Raw genomic sequence first — 17,651 nt, forward strand, 5'->3', positions numbered from 1 at the left:
GCAAGAACTCCGCTCGGCCTCCTGAAGTCGCAATTGGCGGCGCCTGAACTATCGTGCACTTAGAAGCAAGAGCAAAACAAAAAAACAAAAAAACAAAAAAACAAAAAACAAAAATATAGCCTTAGACCAGAAAACTTTCAGAATTATTTTTATTGACCACACAAACACTTTCGCGGGTAAACCCGCTCCCACAGATTGTATGCAATGCCTGTAGGAGCGGGTTTACCCGCGAATGAAGGAACAGGGCTCAGCGCGCCGGCGCAAGTTTGCCCTTGTCATCGGAAAAGACAATCTCGACCCGGCGGTTCTGCGCCCTACCCCGCTCCGAGGCATTGGCTTCCACCGGATACTGGTCACCGTACCCCTCAACCTGAATACGTTTCTCGTTCACCCCCAGATCGACCAGCATATCCGCCACGGCCTGCGCCCGATCGCGCGACAACTTCAAGTTGTCATCCGGCGCGCCGGTACTGTCGGTGTAACCCTCGATCCGCACCACCCGACGCGGATTGAGCTGAAGGAACTGCACCAGCTTGAGCACCGTGCGACTGGCCGAGTTTTTCAGATCGGCCTGGCCAGTGTCGAACAGCACATCGCCCAGGGTCATCACCAACCCACGGTCTGCCTGCTCCGACGCCAGCGCCACGATCTGCGCCTCGACGAACTTGCCCTGCTGCTGCACGCTGGCCAGCTTGGCCTCGCGCAGGGCCAACTGCAGGCGCTGACGCTCCAGGTCAAGCTTGGTCAGGCGCTCCTGGCTCAATGCCAGCTTGGCGTGCTCACTGGCGATCTCGCTGTAGCGCTCGCTGAGGTAGGCGTAATGACGCACATCGCTGCCCGTGCCGACATAGCCCGAGAGCCGCTCGGCCCGCCCCAGCGACTCACCGGCACGAATGACGTCGCGCGGCGCGCTGCGCAGTACATCGGCGTCATCCTTGACCTTCTGGAACGCGGCGCTGGCCTCATCCAACGCCGACTCGCTGCGCTGGCTCGCGCAGCCCTGCAGCCCGGCCAGCGCCAACAACGCCAGAACGGCCATTGGCTTGAGACGGCTCATGGCTGCACCTCCAACTGCTTACGCAGACGCTTGACCCGCGACTGCATCACCTGCAGCTGTTCCTCGCTTTTCTGGTTCAATACCCGCGCCTCGGCCAGGCGCGCATCCAGTTCGGCTTGCTCGGCGCGCATGCGCGCGTCGCGGTAGCTCTCGCTGAGCATGTTGCTCTTGGCCCGCGCCAGCTTTTCTTCGGCCAGCTTGAACTCCGGCACCTGGTCACTGGCGCCGACCGCCTTGGCCTGCTCCAGTGCCTGCTCGGAAAGACGCAGCTGTTCATTAGGTGCCGGGTCGTTGGCACAGCCGGCCAGGCCAAGCACGGCCAGGGCGAGCATCAAGGGTTGGATTCTCACTCACGCTTCCTACTGTTTGGGGGCACCCTGCGACGCCTGCATCTGCGCCTTCCAACGCTCGACATTGCGCTGCAGCACAGCTTCGCTCGCCCCGGAGATCGGCAATTCTGTCAGTTTTTTCGCCAGTTGTCCGCGCAACCAGCTGTCGTTACACGCCGAGTTGTGCGAGACCGCCAGGTACAGCCCCGGACGATCCACCGGCAAGCCCCGGGCGATGAGGTCGCTGCCCACGCCCAGGCTCTGGGCCATGGCCATGCCCGAGTAGCGCCCGGCCAGCACATAATCGACCTGGCCAAGCACCAGCTTCTGGAAGGCCTGCGTCAGGTTCTGCGCAGGCTCAGGCTTGAGCTGGGCCTTGGCGAAGGCGTCGAAGGCCGGGGTCAGGCGCGCCTTCTCCGATAATGCGCCACGGTAGCGGGCAAGATCGGCTGGGCCATCGAATACCAAAGTGGCGTCATGGCGGGTCCAGACCAGATATTCATTCAACTGCAGGGCAGGGTGGATGTAGTCCAGGCGGGTGAGCTGATCCACCTGCATCGGCGTATCCAGCAATAGGTCCATGCGCCCGCTACGCACCTCCTCCAGCGCCTGCTCGCGCTTGCCGGCATGCAGCACTTCGACCCTCAACCCCAACTCGCCAGCCACCTGGCGCAGCAAGTCGACATTGGCGCCTATCAGGTGTTTCGGGTCCTGCGGATCCTGCCAGGAATACGGCGGCGCATCCGGGCTGCCAGTAGCCACCAAGCGCTCGCACTTGCCTGCCGCCAGCGCCTGCGTCGACAGCAATGCCAGCATCCAGGCCAGCCCCCTCATCCCTTTGCGACACACCATGCCACCCTTCCCCCACCCCTGAAAAAACCCATGAAAAAACCCGGACCGCCAAAGGCGGGCCGGGTTCTTTATAAGTGAAGCAGGCGGATCAGACCAGCTTTTCCAGCTCCGGAACCGCTTCGAACAAGTCGGCGACCAGGCCGTAATCGGCCACCTGGAAGATTGGCGCTTCTTCGTCCTTGTTGATCGCGACGATCACCTTGGAGTCTTTCATGCCGGCCAGGTGCTGGATCGCGCCGGAGATACCGACGGCGATGTACAGCTGCGGCGCGACGATCTTGCCGGTCTGGCCGACCTGCATGTCGTTCGGCACGAAGCCTGCGTCGACGGCGGCGCGCGAGGCACCGACGGCGGCGCCGAGCTTGTCGGCCAGGGCGTACAGGTGCTTGAAGTTGTCACCGTTACCCATGCCACGGCCGCCGGAGACGACGATCTTGGCGGCGGTCAGCTCAGGGCGGTCCGATTTGGCCAGCTCTTCATTGACGAAGGCCGACTTGCCGGCATCGTGGGCAGCCGCGACGGCCTCGACGGCGGCCGAGCCACCTTCGGCGGCCACGGCGTCGAAACCGGTGGTACGCACGGTGATGACCTTGACCGCAGCGCTCGATTGCACGGTGGCAATGGCGTTGCCGGCGTAGATCGGACGCTTGAAGGTGTCGGCGGATTCGACCGCGATGATCTCGGAGATCTGGTCGACGTCCAGCAGCGCGGCGACGCGCGGCAGGATGTTCTTGCCATTGGTGGTGGCCGGGGCCAGCACGTGGCTGTAACCCTTGGCCAGCTCGACCACCAGCGGCGCGACGTTCTCCGGCAGGGCGTGGGCGTAGGCGGCGTTATCGGCGACCAGCACCTTGGCCACGCCAGCGATCTTGGCGGCGGACTCGGCGACGCCACCGACGTTCTGGCCTGCGACCAGCACGTGGATATCACCACCGATCTTGGCGGCGGCAGCGACAGTGTTCAGGGTGGCCGGGGCTACGGCACCGTTCTCGTGTTCAGCGACAACCAGGATAGTCATTTAGATTACCTTCGCTTCGTTCTTCAGCTTCTCGACCAGTTCGGCCACCGACTTGACCTTGATACCCGCGCTGCGGGCGGCAGGCGCTTCGACCTTGAGGGTCTTGTTGGTGGAGGCGAGAGATACGCCCAGCGCGTCCGGAGTGACGGTCTCCAGCGGCTTCTTCTTGGCCTTCATGATGTTCGGCAGCGACGCGTAGCGTGGCTCGTTGAGGCGCAGGTCGGTGGTGACGATGGCAGGCAGGTGCAGCGCGACGGTCTGCAGGCCGCCATCGATTTCACGGGTGACGTTGACCTTGTCGCCGGCGACCTCGACCTTGGAGGCGAAGGTGCCCTGGGCGTAGCCGGTCAGCGCGGCCAGCATCTGGCCGGTCTGGTTGTTGTCGCTGTCGATGGCTTGCTTGCCGAGGATGACCAGCTGTGGCTGCTCCTTGTCGACAACAGCCTTCAGCGCCTTGGCCACGGCCAGGGAGTTCAGCTCGTCAGCGGCTTCCACCAGGATGGCGCGGTCGGCGCCCAGGGCCAGGGCGGTGCGCAGTTGTTCCTGGGCAGCGGTCGGGCCGATCGAGACGACGACGATTTCGCTCGCCACGCCCTTCTCTTTCAGGCGGACGGCTTCTTCCACGGCGATTTCGCAGAAGGGGTTCATGGACATCTTGACGTTTGCAAGGTCGACGCCGGAGTTGTCCGCCTTGACGCGAACCTTGACGTTGTAGTCGACCACTCGTTTGACAGCTACAAGAACCTTCATGGATTCCTCGTTACTCTCCGGTGAAAAGAAGATCGCCTGGGGACTGCCCGGCGAATGCGCGTGGGTACAAGGGCACCTCTAAAAACGTTCTGGAGCGGGCGAACTTCAATTGACCGAACAGTCCTGTTTCGACTGCCGCGGGTAAAACCCACGGGTCATTTTCTGTCGTGGCGTGTAGACTCCACTACAAAACCTGATTCGGCCCGTAAACCCTGCTCCACGCCTGGTCTTTAGGGGTGCACCTGCGCCCGACGGTCAGCCTACGGCGAACGCGAAAGCGCTCGTATCTTGACCGTAACACCCAATCCGGTCAATACGGCAAATTGGCCAGCCTCCAGCCGCCTACCTGTGATTCTACGGGCCTCCGGCAAATTCAAACAAACGTTTGTATTGGACCCGCCAAGTGGTGTAGATATAATGCGCGGCCAAGACAAGACGGTGTAGTCCGTCATCCACGCAGCTACAGCCACCGCGCGCCGTGCATGACCGTGAAGCACCCATAAAAGACAAGCAACAGCGATGAGCCTTGAGTAGGAGAGAACCAGTGGAACGCGAATACATGGAATTCGACGTGGTCATCGTCGGCGCCGGCCCGGCGGGCCTGTCCGCCGCCTGCCGCCTGAAGCAGAAGGCCGCCGAAGCCGGTAGCGAGATCAGCGTCTGCGTGGTCGAGAAAGGCTCCGAAGTCGGCGCCCACATCCTCTCCGGCGCGGTGTTCGAACCCCGCGCCCTGAACGAACTGTTCCCCGATTGGAAAGAGCTCGGCGCGCCGCTGAACACCGAGGTCAAACGCGACGACATCTATGTCCTGAAAAGTGCCGACAGCTCGACCAAGGTCCCCGACCTGTTCGTGCCCAAGACCATGCACAACCACGGCAACTACATCATCTCCCTGGGCAACCTGTGCCGCTGGCTGGCCCAGCAGGCCGAAAACCTGGGCGTCGAGATCTACCCGGGCTTCGCCGCCCAGGAAGCGCTGTTCGATGAAAACGGCGTGGTTCGTGGCATCGTTACCGGCGATCTGGGCGTCGACCGCGAAGGCCATCCGAAGGACGGCCTTTACACCCCGGGCATGGAGCTGCGCGCCAAGTACACCCTGTTCGCCGAAGGCTGCCGTGGCCACATCGGCAAGCAGCTGATCAAGCGCTTCGACTTGGACAACGAATCCGACGTCCAGCACTATGGCATCGGTCTCAAGGAAATCTGGGAAATCGACCCGGCCAAGCACGAGCAGGGCCTGGTGGTGCACACCGCTGGCTGGCCGCTGGACGTGATGAGCGCCGAGAACACCGGCGGCTCCTTCCTCTATCACCTGGAAAACAACCAGGTAGTGGTCGGCCTGATCGTCGACCTGTCCTACTCCAACCCGTACCTGTCGCCGTTCGACGAGTTCCAGCGCCTCAAGCACCACCCGGTGATGAGCCAGTACCTCGAAGGCGGCAAACGCATCAGCTACGGCGCCCGCGCCATCTGCAAAGGCGGCCTGAACTCGCTGCCGAAGATGGTCTTCAATGGCGGCGCGCTGATCGGCTGCGACCTGGGCACCCTGAACTTCTCCAAGATCAAGGGCAGCCACACCGCGATGAAATCGGGCATGCTCGCCGCCGATGCGGTGGCCGATGCACTGATCGCCGGCAGTGAGGGCGGTGACCAGTTGAACGGCTACGTCAGCGCCTTCAAGGCCAGCTGGCTGTACGAGGAACTGTTCGCCAGCCGCAACTTTGGCCCGGCCCTGCACAAGTTCGGCCCGCTGCTCGGTGGCGCGTTCAACTATGTCGACCAGAACTGGTTCGGCGGCAAGCTGCCGTTCACCCTGCACGACACCAAGCCGGACTACGCCTGCCTCAAGCTGGCCGCCGACTCGCAGAAGATCGACTACCCGAAACCAGACGGCAAGCTCAGCTTCGACAAGCTCAGCTCGGTATTCCTCTCCAGCACCAACCATGAAGAGGAACAACCCTGCCACCTGAAGCTGACCGACCCGAACATCCCGATCGCCAGCAACCTGCCGCTGTACGACGAGCCAGCCCAACGCTACTGCCCGGCCGGTGTGTACGAAGTCGTCACCCAGGAAGACGGCAACAAGCGCTTCCAGATCAACGCGCAGAACTGCGTGCACTGCAAGACCTGCGACATCAAGGATCCGGCCCAGAACATCACCTGGGTCACCCCTGAGGGCGCTGGCGGGCCGAACTACCCGAACATGTAAGCCCTGCCCTCGCGGCAACAACAAGCCCCCTGGTCACACGACCCGGGGGCTTTTTCGTGTCAGGCGCTGCGCACTTCTTCGAACAGCTCTGGGTGACGATCGAGCAGCTTGAACAGCTTGATCAGCGCAACCGGTGGCTGGGTCTTGCCGTTTTCGTAGCGGGAGAAGGCGTTAACGCCACCGCCGAAGATTTCACCTGCCTCACGCTGGTCGAGGTCAAACTTACGGCGTACGGCGACAATAAAGGCTGGATCGACGGCGGCGGCATTGATTTGCCGGTCGAAAGCCCGCATCAGATCGCTTATGCGCTCCGACTCTGCAATGGTCAGCACCGCTTCGCCACAGACCGGGCAGTAGTCCCCGAACACATCGGGGATCATCGTATCCTGGCCTTTATAGCGATAGGGCATGTCCTGAGCCTGGGCAACCAGCTCTGCGCCTCCACACATTGGACATTTCATTTCAGAGCTCCTTGAAGGACACGACCAGTACGTCGTCCACCACCGTCAGTTTCACGTAGATCCAGCCGGGCTGAGCATGAACGTGATAAACATCCTGCCAAAGCCTGTGATCATGATAGGTGGTCATGCTTTTATAAAAATCAGAGGGCGAAAGCGCGCGAACAACATCAAAAATCTGCCGAGGTTGCAGGCCAAGCGCATGAGCGCCTTGAGTTGCGGCTCGCGTCGATCTTGCCTTCCCCTGACGCAACAGAACATGTACCCGCTCCAAAGGGCAGTGTGGCGTTCTCTTTTCCATGAGAAATTAACCTTTAAGGTTAAATTTGGCTAATAGGTTATTCCAATAGCCGCCACCCGAAAGTCTGCCTCACCACCCGCCAGCCGCTACCACCTCATTTGTCACCACACATGATCGGCATCGGCTCCGCGGCAAACGCCAAGGGCTCACGGCGCCCGAAGTAAAAGGCCGTCAGCAGCCCCACGGCCCCCATGATCAGACAAAAGCCGACACATACCCACGGACTCCAGGGCATCAGCGCGATCAGCACCAGCGGCGTGGTGCTGGCCCACAGGGCGTAGGCCACGTTGTAGGTGAACGAGATACCCGACACGCGGATCTGCGCCGGGAACAGCCCGACCATCACCGACGGCACCACCCCCACCACGCCACAGGACAGCCCTGCCAGCGCATAGGCCGCCCAGGTCGCGCCCCACTGCCCTACCAGGCTGGCGTAGAGCGCACCGATGCCCAGCGGCAGCAGCAGGCTGTAGAGCATCAGCGCGCGCCAGGCGCCGATGCGATCCACCAGCAGCCCGGCCAGCACACAGCCGATGTTGAGAAAGACGATGCCCACGCTGCTCAGGGCGAAGGTATGCCCTGCCGTCATGCCGAAACGCTGCTGCATCACGGTCGGCGTGATCACCACCAGCACCACCACGGCGGAGGTCAGCACGCAGGTCAGCAACGCAGCCGGTAGCAACGCCTGGCGATGCTCGCCCAGCACGCTGCGCAACGGAAACTTCACCGGACGCTCCTGGCGCTCGCGCAGGGCCAGGAACACCGGAGTTTCACTGAGCCAACGGCGCAGCCAGACACCGATCACACCGAACACTCCGCCCAGCAGGAAGGGATAGCGCCAGGCGTGATCGAGAATTTCCTGAGGGGTGTAGACCTGCGCCAGCAAGGTGGCGGTCAAGGCGCCAAGCAGATAGCCGAAAGTCAGCCCCGCCTGCAGGAATCCCAGCGCATAGCCCCGCCGCCCAGGCGGCGCATGCTCGGCGACGAAGGTCCAGGCACTGGGCACTTCGCCACCCACCGCCGCCCCCTGCAGGATGCGCAGGGCCAACAGGATCAACGGTGCGGCATAGCCAATGTCGGCGTACGTCGGCATCACGCCGATCAACAGGCATGGCAGGGCCATCATCAGGATGCTCAGGCTGAACACCCGCTTGCGCCCCAGATGATCGGCGAAATGCGCCATCAGGATCCCGCCCAGCGGCCGGGCCAGGTACCCCGTGACGAAGATCCCGAAACTCTGCAGCAGACGCAGCCACTCCGGCATCTCGGGCGGGAAGAACAGCTGGCTGAGGGTCAGCGCGAAGAACACGAAAATGATGAAATCGTAGATTTCCAGGGCGCCGCCCAGCGCCGCCAGGCCCAGGGTCCGGTGGTCGCCACGGCTGAACCGGGGCGGGCGGGCGGTATCGATGGCAGTCATGACAGGTTCCGCAACTCGGCAAAAGGCCAAGAGGATAGCAAAAGCCTGCGCCCGACAGGGCTCAGGCGTTGCGGCAGAACACGGTCTGGGCGAGCCCGCTGCGCCGCCAGGCAGGGCTCGCGCTGCCCGCCAGGCCAGGTGGCAATGGCAGTTGCCCGACCAGCACCGGCATGTCGATGATCGCCATGAATGATTCGAGCGCCTCGCTGTCGGGCGCATGCGGCAGGCTGATGCTCACGGCATGGCGCTCGCCGGGCGGCACCGTCGGCACTTTCAGGTGCGGCGAGTGATACAGCAAGGCGTGCTGGATCTGCGGGCTGACCCGACAGAAGCGCGCCAGGTCGACACCGGCGTGGCTGGCCAGCTCGATGTTGCCCACCAGCAGGTCGAAGGGTTGCAAGGCACTGTGCACCAGGCGCTGCAGGTCGTCGAAGCTCTCGACCGGGGCGATTCGATAATAGCCCAGGCTGTTGAGCATCCTTTCCAGCTGCAAGCGCTGGTCGAGGTGCTCGTCGGCGATGAGGATGCGCATGGATTTGTTGGGCATCGTCCGGACCTGGGCAGCAGGGTGATAAGGGTGGCTCCTTGACCGTACTGCGCCAGTGAAGGCACCGCCGGACGGAATGCCCGGGCGGGGTCTTCTTTGATAGTTGTCGTGAAACATCGAGAAATCAAGTCGCGCCTTCACGGAATTTTCACGTGCTGCGTCGCCCGCTCAGGACTCCCACTGACGCATGCGCACACGACAGTGCTTCATGGCGTTGACGATGTGCTTCTCCACCAGGCTGCGGGAGATCCCCAGGCGCTCGGCGATCTGCAGGTGCGACAGCCCGTCGAGCTTGCGCAGCAGGAAGCTGTCGCGACAGGGCGCGCTCAGTTCGTTCAGGGCCTGTTGCATCAGGGCCAGGCGCTGGTCCAGTTGCATGTGGTGCATGGGCGCCGGGCCGTGCCAGCGCTCGTCGTGGTCGAGCACTTCCAGGGGCTCGGTCTGACGCACCTGGTGACGTCGGTGGCGATCGATCACCAGGTTCAACGCGGTGCGATACAGAAAGGCGCGCGGATGCTCGATCTGCCCGAGGTCGCAGCGCTCCAGCACCCGCAGGTAGGCATCATGGGCGACGTCTTCGGCAGCCTGGCGGTTGCCAAGGCGGGCGCTGAGGAAGCTCACCAATTCGCGATAATAATGTTCCACGATGGCACCTGGCGCCTTTCTGCATGCCGTCAGGCATGCATCAGTTGCGGATCTGGATGATGTCAGCGTGCGATCTTACAAATTATAATTATTCTCAGCAACACGAAGTACGCCCTGCGCTCGGCGCTAAATCATCATGCTTCGCGTTCGTTTAACTGGGAGCCCCGAGCTCGCAGCCCGCTGCCGCACTCGGCCACAACCTTCGGCTGGAAGTCCGCATGACACGCACACCCAACACCCGCCGCCGAGTGCTGCTCGGCGCCCTTGGCCTGCTCGGCCTCGGTAGCCTGGTGGCCTGGCAGACCATGCCGTTCGGCGCCGCCCCCGTGAGCACCGTGCCGGTGATCCGCGCCGATATCGAGAGCAGCGTCACCGCCCTGGGGACCCTGCAACCGCGCCGCTACGTCGACGTCGGCGCGCAGGCCTCCGGACAGATCCGCAAGCTGCATGTGGAGTCTGGCGACGAAGTGCGCCAGGGCCAGTTGCTGGTGGAGATCGACCCTTCGACACAGCAGGCCAAGCTCGACGCCGGGCGCTACTCGATCGAAAACCTCAAGGCCCAGCTCGCCGAACAACGCGCCCAGTATCTGCTTGCCCAGCAACAGCAACAGCGCCAGCGTGGCCTGGCCGCTGCCGGCGCCACCCGCCAGGAAGACCTGCAGGCCGCCGAAGCCCAGTTGAAAGTGACCCAGGCGCGCATCGACATGTATCAGGCGCAGATCCGCCAGGCCCAGGCCAGCCTGCGCAGCGACGAGGCGGAGCTGGGCTACACGCGCATCTACGCGCCGATGAGCGGCACCGTGGTGGCGGTGGACGCCCGCGAAGGCCAGACTCTCAATGCCCAGCAGCAGACGCCGCTGATCCTGCGTATCGCCAAGCTGTCGCCGATGACCGTCTGGGCCCAGGTCTCCGAAGCCGACATCGGCAAGGTCAGGCCGGGCATGAGCGCCTATTTCACCACCCTGTCCGGCGGCAAGCGACGCTGGACCAGCACCGTGCGGCAGATCCTGCCGATACCGCCCAAGCCCCTGGACCAGACCAGCCAGGGCGGCGGCAGCCCGGCCAGCGCCACGGCCGGCACCACCGGCAGCAAGGTGGTGCAGTACACCGTGCTGCTGGACGTGGACAACCCCGACGGCGCCCTGATGGCAGAGATGACCACCCAGGTGTTCTTCGTCGCGGGCAACGCCAGCCAGGTCCTGAGCGTGCCACTGGCGGCCCTGGGCGACGCTTCCACTGACGGCCTGCGCCTGGCCCAGGTGGTCGACGGCAAGGGCAGGATCGAGGCACGCAAGGTACGCACCGGCCTGAGCGACCGACTGCGGATCGAGGTCGTCGACGGCTTGAGCGAGGGCGAGCGCCTGGTCATCGGCGCACCCGCCGCCAGCGGAGGTTGACATGACCGCCCCCCTGATCGAGCTGCGCGATATCCGCAAGGTCTATGGCGGCATCGACTCGCCGCAGGTCGAGGTGCTGCGCGGCGTCAGCCTGAGCATCCACCCCGGCGAGTTCGTCGCCATCGTCGGCGCCTCCGGCTCCGGCAAGTCGACCCTGATGAACATCCTCGGCTGCCTCGACCGCCCCAGCGCCGGCAGCTACCACTTCGCCGGCCGGGATGTCGCCGAGCTGGACAGCGACGAGCTGGCCTGGTTGCGCCGCGAAGCCTTCGGCTTCGTGTTCCAGGGCTATCACCTGATCCCCTCGGGTTCGGCCCAGGAGAACGTCGAGATGCCGGCCATCTATGCCGGCACGCCGCCCGCCGAGCGTCACGCCCGCGCCCTCGCCCTGCTCGAGCGCCTGGGCCTGGCCAGTCGTACCGGTAACCGCCCGCACCAGCTGTCCGGTGGCCAGCAGCAGCGCGTGTCGATTGCCCGGGCCCTGATGAACGGTGGGCACATCATTCTCGCCGACGAACCCACCGGCGCGCTCGACAGCCACAGCGGCGCCGAGGTCATGACCCTGCTCGACGAACTGGCGAGCCAGGGCCACGTGATCATCCTGATCACCCATGATCGTGAAGTCGCCGCCCGCGCGCAGCGGATCATCGAGGTCCGCGATGGCCAGGTGGTCAGCGACTCGGCCGCCGACCAGCCCACTCCCGCCGTCAGCGAGCAGCTGCAGGCCGATGACCTGCGCCAACGCCTGGACCGCGGCGCCACGCTCAAGGGTGCCTGGAAGGGCGAACTGCTCGAGGCACTGCAGGCGGCGTGGCGAGTCATGTGGATCAACCGCTTTCGCACCGCCCTCACCTTGCTCGGCATCGTCATCGGCGTGGCCTCGGTGGTGGTGATGCTGGCCGTCGGCGAAGGCAGCAAGCGCCAGGTGATGGCACAGATGGCCGCGTTCGGCTCCAATATCCTCTATCTCAATGGCAAGCAGGCCACCGAGCGGGAACCGGGTGGCATCGTCACCCTCGACGATGTCGACGCCATCGCCCAACTGCCCCAGGTCAAGCATGTCATGCCGGTAATCGGCGACAAGCTGATGGTGCGCCAGGGCAACAACAGCCAGCAGTTCTACGTGGGCGGTAACAACACCTGGTTCCCCGAGGTATTCAACTGGCCGGTGGTCGAAGGCAGCTTCTACAGCGAAGCCGACGAAGCCAACGGTACCGCGGTGGCGGTGATCGGCGCCAAGGTGAAGGAAAAGATGTTCGGCGATGGCAGCAACCCGCTCGGCCAGTACCTGCTGATCGGTAACGTGCCCTTCCAGGTGGTTGGCGTGCTGGTGGCCAAAGGCGCCAGCTCAGGCCAGCAGGATGCCGACGAGCGCATCGCCGTGCCCTACTCCGCCGCGGCCGTGCGCCTGTTCGGCAGTCGCGACCCCGAGTACATCGCCATCGCCGCCCAGGACTCCAGTCGCGTACACGAGACCGAGCTGGCCATCGACCGTCTGTTGCGCCAGCGCCACCAGGGCAAGCACGACTTCGAACTGACCAACGACGCCGCCCTGATCCAGGCCGAGGCCCGCACCCAGAACAGCCTGTCGCTGATGCTCGGGGCAATCGCCGCCATCTCTCTGCTGGTGGGCGGTATCGGCGTGATGAACATCATGCTCATGACCGTGCGCGAGCGCACCCGCGAAATCGGCATCCGCATGGCCACCGGCGCGCGCCAGCGCGACATCCTGCGCCAGTTCCTCACCGAGGCGGTGATGCTGTCGATGGTCGGTGGCGTGACCGGCATCGTCCTGGCCCTGTGCATCGGCGGCAGCCTGCTGCTGAGCGGCATCGCCGTGGCCTTTGCCCTGCCAGCCATCCTCGGTGCCTTTGCCTGCGCCGTGATCACCGGCGTGGTGTTCGGTTTCATGCCGGCCCGCAAGGCCGCCCGCCTTGACCCGGTCAAGGCCCTTACCAGCGAATGACCCATGACGATCCCCAGCCGTTTCAGCCTGTTGACCCTGAGCCTCTGCCTGGCCGCCTGCAGCACCCCGCCGCCACCGCCGGCGAACATCGATGCGCCAGCCGCCTGGCAGGGACCTGCCGACCTGGCGCGGCCTGCGCCTGACAGCCGCTGGTGGCAAGCCTTCTCGAGCGCCGAACTGGACCGCCTGGTGGAACGCGCACGGGGCAACAGCCACGACCTGGCCGCCGCCGCGGCGCGCGTTCGCCAGGCCCAGGCCAGCGCGGTGATCGCCGGCGCGCCGCTGCTGCCCGAGGTGCAACTGGGCCTGGACGGCAGTCGCCAGCGCCTGCTGCGCGGTGACGGTAACGACCAACTCGACGCCAACAGCAGCGAGCGTACCAGCACCTCCTTCGGCACGCGCCTGAGCGCCAGCTACGAAATCGACTTCTGGGGCGGCCTGCGCGCGACCCGCGACAGCGCCCTGCGCAGCCTCGACGCCAGCCGCTTCGATCGCCAGACAGTGGAACTGACCCTGGTCAGCGCCGTCGCCGACAGCTACCTGCAAGGTCTGGCCCTGGAAGAACAACTGCGCATCGCTCGACTCAACCTGGACAACGCCCGCGACGTGCTGGGCCTGGTAGAGGCACGCGAGCGCGCAGGCTCGGCCACCCGCCTGGAGCTGGCCCAGCAACGCAGCCTGGTGGCCGCGCAGGAGCGCCAGCTACCGCTGCTCGAACAGCGCCGACAGGACAACCGCGTCACCCTGGCCACACTGTTGGGCGACCCGGTGCAGGCACTGCCCGCCAGCAACGAAACCATCGCGGCCCTGCAGTGGCCAGGAATCGGCAGCGGCGTGCCCAGCGAGCTGCTTGGCCGCCGCCCGGACATCGCCGCCGCCGAAGCGCGCCTGGCCGCGGCGAGCGCCAATGTCCAGGTGGCCCGGGCCGCCATGCTGCCGCGCCTGGTGCTGGGCGCCGATCTGGGCAGCGGCGCCCGCACGTTCGCCAACCTGTTCGACAGCCCCTACTACACCCTGACCGCTGGGCTCACCGCACCGATCTTCAACAACGGCCGCCTCAGTGCCGCGCGGGAACTGGCCACGGCCCAGCAGCAGGAACTGCTGGAGAGCTACCGCGCCAGCATCCTGGCCGGCTTTGCCGATGTGGAGAAGGCGCTGAACGCCATCGACGGCGTCGAGCGCCAGCGCCAGTGGCAGGACCAGGAGGTGGAACAGGCGCGGATCGCTTTCGACCTGGCCCAGCAGCGCTATGCGGCCGGGGCCGAGACCTTGCTGACCGTGCTCGAGACCCAGCGCACGCTCTATGCCGCGCAGGATCAGCAGGCGCAACTGCGCCTGGCGCGATTGCAAGGGAGCGTGGCGTTGTACAAGGCGTTGGGCGGGGGATGGCAGGCGCCGTCCTGAACGCGGCGGCCAACGAGGACGGCTGATGGCCTAGCGCGAGCCTGTGGGAGCGGGCTCCCACAGGTCGGCGAGCGCCACGAGGCGGATGTCGAATACAGTCAGACGATGTTCTTCATCGACAGGTGACGCGCATACCAGGGCCGTTGCGGCACCTTGCGCAGCAACGGGTCGATCTTGTCGTCCTCGCCGAAGGTGATGCGCAAGGCCAGCTTCATGGTCTCCACATCCATCTCCACCGACTTGCCTGGGCGCATCCCCGGTTGAGTGCTGCAACCATGGGTATCCGGCCCCAGCCATGGATCGCCCACCTCGACCCAGCGCCCCGCCGCGAACCACGGCACGCCATTGACCTCCAGGCGCCGCACCTGGCCGGGGTGGTAGCGCTCGTGGGCGCGGAACCAGTCGTCGATGCGATCGTCGATCCAGCCATGGAAGCCCCAGAACACCGGATTGACGTGTGACGAGAACGGGTCGCCGAGAAAATCGTTCTCGCGTCCGTACCAACGTGCGGCAAAGTCAGCCGAATCACGGGCGAACGGCACCGGCGCGCCATTGCTCGGATCGCGCGGCACCGATGCCCAGCACATGTGCAGCCAGTCGTGCAGGTTCATCTCCAGCTCCGAGCCGAAGGCGCCCAGCGACAGTTTCGACAGGTACAGCGGGTCCTGGTACTGCGACTCCCATACCTGGAAGTTGCTGCAGTAGGTCTCGCCGGCCTTGATCGCCCCGACCCACTGGCCGTAGGCCTCGTCGCCCGGCGCTTGCCAACCCGGCGGCACACAGTAGCCATCGTGGTTGTCGTGATAGCGGGCGAAGCCGACACGGTCGAACTCGACACTGGGTTGCGGCAGCGGGAAGCGCTGCCACGAAGGCAGGTCCTGCAGGGTACGTGCATGCATCAGCATGTGCCGATGCATGAACAGAAAGTCGATGCCTGAACCATTGCGGTGCTTGCGCGGGCCACGGGCATCGCGCTCGTGATCCCGAGGGCCGGGCTGCCAGCCCAGTCCGCGCAGGGCATTGTGCTTGTTCTCCGGCAGTTTGTGCCATTGGTCGCGGGTGGCATGCCAGAGCTGATGGAACAGACGGTGCTCGGCGCCGATCACCCAATCCTGCATCTGTGGGGTGTAGGGCAGTCGCTCGCGCGCTTCGGGGAACAGACGCTTGACCGCAACGAAGCGATTGTCCTGCAGCGGCAGGGTCAACGGGCGGTCCAGGCGCTGCACGCGCACGCTGAGGGTGCCGCTGCCGGCGTTGGCGAACTCGCCCCATACCTCGTCGAGACTGGCCACGCACTCGTAGCCCACCCCGCCGCGCTGACTCATCAAGCGCCAGCGCACCTCGCCGGTACTGGCGCCGACCAGGTCGCCGAGCACCCGATAGGCCGGCTCGCCCGCCCCGCGCAGGCGCTCGCCGGTATCGACGAAACCACGCAGGCCACGGCCTTTGGTGGCGATATCGAGGAACATCTCGATACCTTGCCCAGGCAAGCCCTCAAGGCCACCGTCGGCGCCCTCGAAGCGGATGTCCCAGACACCACGCAGCTTGTCCGCCAGGACCTGGCCACTGTAATCGGCCAGCTCAACGCTGGCCTCGCCAGGGGTGACGATGTCGTCTTCAGGATCGTGAGTCAGTTGCTTGTGCGCGTAATACGCCGCCGTGCCGGTGGCGCCTGCCACTGCCAGGCCGGCGATGAATCCTCGTCGAGAAATTGTCATTGCGCCTCAATCCGTCTCCGCGTGCCGCGGCCTCTATCCCTGCTAGGACGTAAGCTGGAAGGGGAAATTTAGCCATGCGGCTGCGACACGAGGCCGCTGCCACAGGAAAATAACGCCCCCCCTGCAACAGCGGCCTCGCGAAATGAATGGGCTGCCTCGCAGCCCCGGATGCCTCAGCCGGCGAGCGCCGCCTGCACCGCCTCGGCAAAGCGCGCAGCGACCTCGTCGATCTGCTCGGCACTGATGATCAGCGGTGGCAGGAAGCGCACCACCGCGCCATGCCGACCACCCAACTCGAGGATCAGGCCGCGACGCAGGCATTCGCGCTGCACCTTCGGCGCAAGGCCGCGGTGCGCCGGCGGATGCCCCAGAGCGTCTGCCTGGCCGGTCGGGTCCACCAGTTCAACCCCCAGCATCAAGCCGCGCCCACGGACATCGCCCAACTGCGGATACGCCTGCTGCAGGCGCTGCAGATGCCCGCGCAGGCGCTGGCCCATGGCCTCGGCGTGCTCGCACAGACGGTGCTCGACCAGGTATTTCATCACCGCCGAACCGGTGGCCATGGCCATCTGGTTGCCACGGAAGGTGCCGGCATGGGCACCCGGTGACCAGGTATCGAGCCAGTCGCGGTACACCGTCACCGCCATCGGCAAGCTGCCGCCGATGGCCTTGGACAGGGTGACCACATCCGGCACGATGCCGGCGTGCTCGAAGGCGAACATCCGCCCGGTACGGGCGAAACCGCTCTGGATCTCGTCGACGATCAGCGCCACGCCGGCCTGCTCGGTGATCCGGCGCAGCCCACGCAGCCATTCGACATCCGCCGGGATCACCCCGCCCTCGCCCTGCACCACCTCGACGATCACCGCCGCAGGCAATGCCACGCCCGCCTCTGGATCGTTCAGCAGGTTTTCCAGCAGGTGCAGATTGGCGCGCACCCCGGCCTCGCCGCCCAGACCGAACGGGCATCGATAGTCATACGGATACGGCAGGAACTGCACTCCATTGCTCAGCAGCGCGCCCAGCGGCTTTTTCGGTCCCAGGCTGCCCATCAGGCTCAGCGCCCCCTGGGTCATGCCGTGGTAGCCGCCCTGGAAGGCCAACACGGTACTGCGCCCGGTGGCGGTACGCACCAGCTTCAGCGCGGCCTCCACCGCGTCGGTGCCGGTCGGTCCGCAGAACTGGATCTTCGCCTCTCGGCGCAGGGCCTCGGGCAGCAGGGCGAACAGGTCCTGGACGAACTGGTCCTTGACCGGCGTGGTCAGGTCCAGGGTGTGCAGCGGCAGTTCGTCGGCCAGCACGCGCTGGATCGCGTCGATCACCACCGGATGGTTGTGCCCCAGGGCGAGGGTCCCGGCACCGGCCAGGCAGTCGATGAACTGGCGGCCCTCGACGTCCTCGACATAGATGCCACGGGCACGCTTGAGCGCCAGGGGAATGCGCCGTGGGTAACTGCGGGCGTTGGACTCCTGCTGTTGCTGGCGCAGCAGCAGCGGTGAGTCGGCGAATTCGTACAGGACACGCGGCGCGGAAGCCGGCAGCGCCTGGGCAAGGCTGGAAGCGGTCGACATCGGAAAATC

The 17,651-nt window shown here is 65.1% G+C and carries 16 protein-coding genes; 4 read left to right on the forward strand and 12 right to left on the reverse strand.

All coding sequences use genetic code 11. From position 1 onward, the window contains the following. Nucleotides 1-247: 247 nt before the first annotated feature. The 5 genes from N5D48_RS10735 to N5D48_RS10755 all read right to left on the reverse strand — a co-directional run bounded on the left by N5D48_RS10735 (nt 248) and on the right by N5D48_RS10755 (nt 4,006). A complete protein-coding gene (locus N5D48_RS10735; RefSeq protein ID WP_279883927.1) occupies nt 248-1,057 on the reverse strand; it encodes an OmpA family protein in 810 nt (269 codons plus the stop codon). Further along, complete coding sequence (locus N5D48_RS10740; protein WP_279883928.1) at nt 1,054-1,407, reverse strand: DUF4398 domain-containing protein; 354 nt, start codon at nt 1,405-1,407, stop codon at nt 1,054-1,056. Before N5D48_RS10740 ends, N5D48_RS10735 begins: the two co-directional genes overlap by 4 nt. Before the next feature lie 9 nt (nt 1,408-1,416). Then, nucleotides 1,417-2,238 (reverse strand): transporter substrate-binding domain-containing protein, encoded by an 822-nt coding sequence (locus N5D48_RS10745; RefSeq protein WP_279883930.1) that lies wholly within the window; start codon nt 2,236-2,238, stop codon nt 1,417-1,419. 88 nt (nt 2,239-2,326) lie between these two features. Further along, on the reverse strand, nt 2,327-3,256 hold the full coding sequence (locus tag N5D48_RS10750; RefSeq protein ID WP_279883932.1) for an FAD-binding protein: 930 nt from the start codon (nt 3,254-3,256) through the stop codon (nt 2,327-2,329). Beyond that, nucleotides 3,257-4,006 carry an electron transfer flavoprotein subunit beta/FixA family protein gene (locus N5D48_RS10755; protein ID WP_279883934.1) on the reverse strand — a complete coding sequence of 250 codons (750 nt, stop codon included), beginning with the start codon at nt 4,004-4,006 and terminating at the stop codon, nt 3,257-3,259. Between the two features lie 544 nt (nt 4,007-4,550). On the opposite strand from N5D48_RS10755, the gene N5D48_RS10760 reads away from it, so the two are divergent. Continuing rightward, complete coding sequence (locus N5D48_RS10760; protein ID WP_279883936.1) at nt 4,551-6,215, forward strand: electron transfer flavoprotein-ubiquinone oxidoreductase; 1,665 nt, start codon at nt 4,551-4,553, stop codon at nt 6,213-6,215. 59 nt (nt 6,216-6,274) lie between these two features. On the opposite strand, the gene N5D48_RS10765 is transcribed toward N5D48_RS10760, so the two are convergent. From N5D48_RS10765 to N5D48_RS10785, 5 genes are all read right to left on the reverse strand, one after another. Continuing rightward, nucleotides 6,275-6,676, reverse strand: a complete 402-nt coding sequence (locus N5D48_RS10765) for a type II toxin-antitoxin system MqsA family antitoxin (RefSeq protein WP_279883938.1) — start codon at nt 6,674-6,676, stop codon at nt 6,275-6,277. Between the two features lies 1 nt (nt 6,677). Then, nucleotides 6,678-6,974 (reverse strand): type II toxin-antitoxin system MqsR family toxin, encoded by a 297-nt coding sequence (locus tag N5D48_RS10770; RefSeq protein WP_279883941.1) that lies wholly within the window; start codon nt 6,972-6,974, stop codon nt 6,678-6,680. 94 nt (nt 6,975-7,068) lie between these two features. Next, nucleotides 7,069-8,394 carry an MFS transporter gene (locus N5D48_RS10775; protein WP_279883943.1) on the reverse strand — a complete coding sequence of 442 codons (1,326 nt, stop codon included), beginning with the start codon at nt 8,392-8,394 and terminating at the stop codon, nt 7,069-7,071. 61 nt (nt 8,395-8,455) lie between these two features. Then, complete coding sequence (locus N5D48_RS10780; protein ID WP_279883945.1) at nt 8,456-8,941, reverse strand: histidine kinase; 486 nt, start codon at nt 8,939-8,941, stop codon at nt 8,456-8,458. 168 nt (nt 8,942-9,109) lie between these two features. Then, nucleotides 9,110-9,589: a sigma-70 family RNA polymerase sigma factor gene (locus tag N5D48_RS10785; protein WP_279883995.1), complete on the reverse strand. Its 480-nt coding sequence runs from the start codon at nt 9,587-9,589 to the stop codon at nt 9,110-9,112. A gap of 215 nt (nt 9,590-9,804) precedes the next feature. On the opposite strand from N5D48_RS10785, the gene N5D48_RS10790 reads away from it, so the two are divergent. The 3 genes from N5D48_RS10790 to N5D48_RS10800 are packed head-to-tail and all read left to right on the forward strand — an operon-like array spanning nt 9,805 to nt 14,353. Then, the gene (locus N5D48_RS10790; RefSeq protein ID WP_279883947.1) at nt 9,805-10,983 is read left to right on the forward strand and encodes an efflux RND transporter periplasmic adaptor subunit; all 1,179 of its coding nucleotides are present in this window, start codon (nt 9,805-9,807) and stop codon (nt 10,981-10,983) included. A gap of 1 nt (nt 10,984) precedes the next feature. Continuing rightward, entirely contained in the window at nt 10,985-12,949 is a 1,965-nt protein-coding gene (locus N5D48_RS10795) for a MacB family efflux pump subunit (RefSeq protein ID WP_279883949.1), read from the forward strand. A gap of 3 nt (nt 12,950-12,952) precedes the next feature. Then, nucleotides 12,953-14,353, forward strand: coding sequence for an efflux transporter outer membrane subunit (locus N5D48_RS10800; RefSeq protein WP_279883951.1), 1,401 nt, complete (start codon nt 12,953-12,955; stop codon nt 14,351-14,353). Nucleotides 14,354-14,451: 98 nt separating this feature from the next. Here the strand turns inward: N5D48_RS10800 and N5D48_RS10805 are convergent, their stop codons facing one another. Then, complete coding sequence (locus tag N5D48_RS10805) at nt 14,452-16,071, reverse strand: twin-arginine translocation signal domain-containing protein (protein ID WP_279883953.1); 1,620 nt, start codon at nt 16,069-16,071, stop codon at nt 14,452-14,454. A gap of 173 nt (nt 16,072-16,244) precedes the next feature. After that, nucleotides 16,245-17,642 carry an aspartate aminotransferase family protein gene (locus tag N5D48_RS10810; RefSeq protein WP_279883955.1) on the reverse strand — a complete coding sequence of 466 codons (1,398 nt, stop codon included), beginning with the start codon at nt 17,640-17,642 and terminating at the stop codon, nt 16,245-16,247. Nucleotides 17,643-17,651: the final 9 nt, after the last annotated feature.

Source organism: Pseudomonas sp. GD03858, from assembly GCF_029840925.1.
In the GTDB taxonomy this organism is placed as follows: domain Bacteria; phylum Pseudomonadota; class Gammaproteobacteria; order Pseudomonadales; family Pseudomonadaceae; genus Aquipseudomonas.

Coding starts and splice junctions, on each gene's coding strand:
- N5D48_RS10735 (WP_279883927.1), bottom strand. CDS start 1,057: ATGAGCCGTCTCAAGCCAATGGCCGTTCTGGCGTTGTTGGCGCTGGCC.
- N5D48_RS10745 (WP_279883930.1), bottom strand. CDS start 2,238: ATGGTGTGTCGCAAAGGGATGAGGGGGCTGGCCTGGATGCTGGCATTG.
- N5D48_RS10750 (WP_279883932.1), bottom strand. CDS start 3,256: ATGACTATCCTGGTTGTCGCTGAACACGAGAACGGTGCCGTAGCCCCG.
- N5D48_RS10755 (WP_279883934.1), bottom strand. CDS start 4,006: ATGAAGGTTCTTGTAGCTGTCAAACGAGTGGTCGACTACAACGTCAAG.
- N5D48_RS10765 (WP_279883938.1), bottom strand. CDS start 6,676: ATGAAATGTCCAATGTGTGGAGGCGCAGAGCTGGTTGCCCAGGCTCAG.
- N5D48_RS10770 (WP_279883941.1), bottom strand. CDS start 6,974: ATGGAAAAGAGAACGCCACACTGCCCTTTGGAGCGGGTACATGTTCTG.
- N5D48_RS10775 (WP_279883943.1), bottom strand. CDS start 8,394: ATGACTGCCATCGATACCGCCCGCCCGCCCCGGTTCAGCCGTGGCGAC.
- N5D48_RS10780 (WP_279883945.1), bottom strand. CDS start 8,941: ATGCCCAACAAATCCATGCGCATCCTCATCGCCGACGAGCACCTCGAC.
- N5D48_RS10790 (WP_279883947.1), top strand. CDS start 9,805: ATGACACGCACACCCAACACCCGCCGCCGAGTGCTGCTCGGCGCCCTT.
- N5D48_RS10795 (WP_279883949.1), top strand. CDS start 10,985: ATGACCGCCCCCCTGATCGAGCTGCGCGATATCCGCAAGGTCTATGGC.
- N5D48_RS10800 (WP_279883951.1), top strand. CDS start 12,953: ATGACGATCCCCAGCCGTTTCAGCCTGTTGACCCTGAGCCTCTGCCTG.
- N5D48_RS10805 (WP_279883953.1), bottom strand. CDS start 16,071: ATGACAATTTCTCGACGAGGATTCATCGCCGGCCTGGCAGTGGCAGGC.
- N5D48_RS10810 (WP_279883955.1), bottom strand. CDS start 17,642: ATGTCGACCGCTTCCAGCCTTGCCCAGGCGCTGCCGGCTTCCGCGCCG.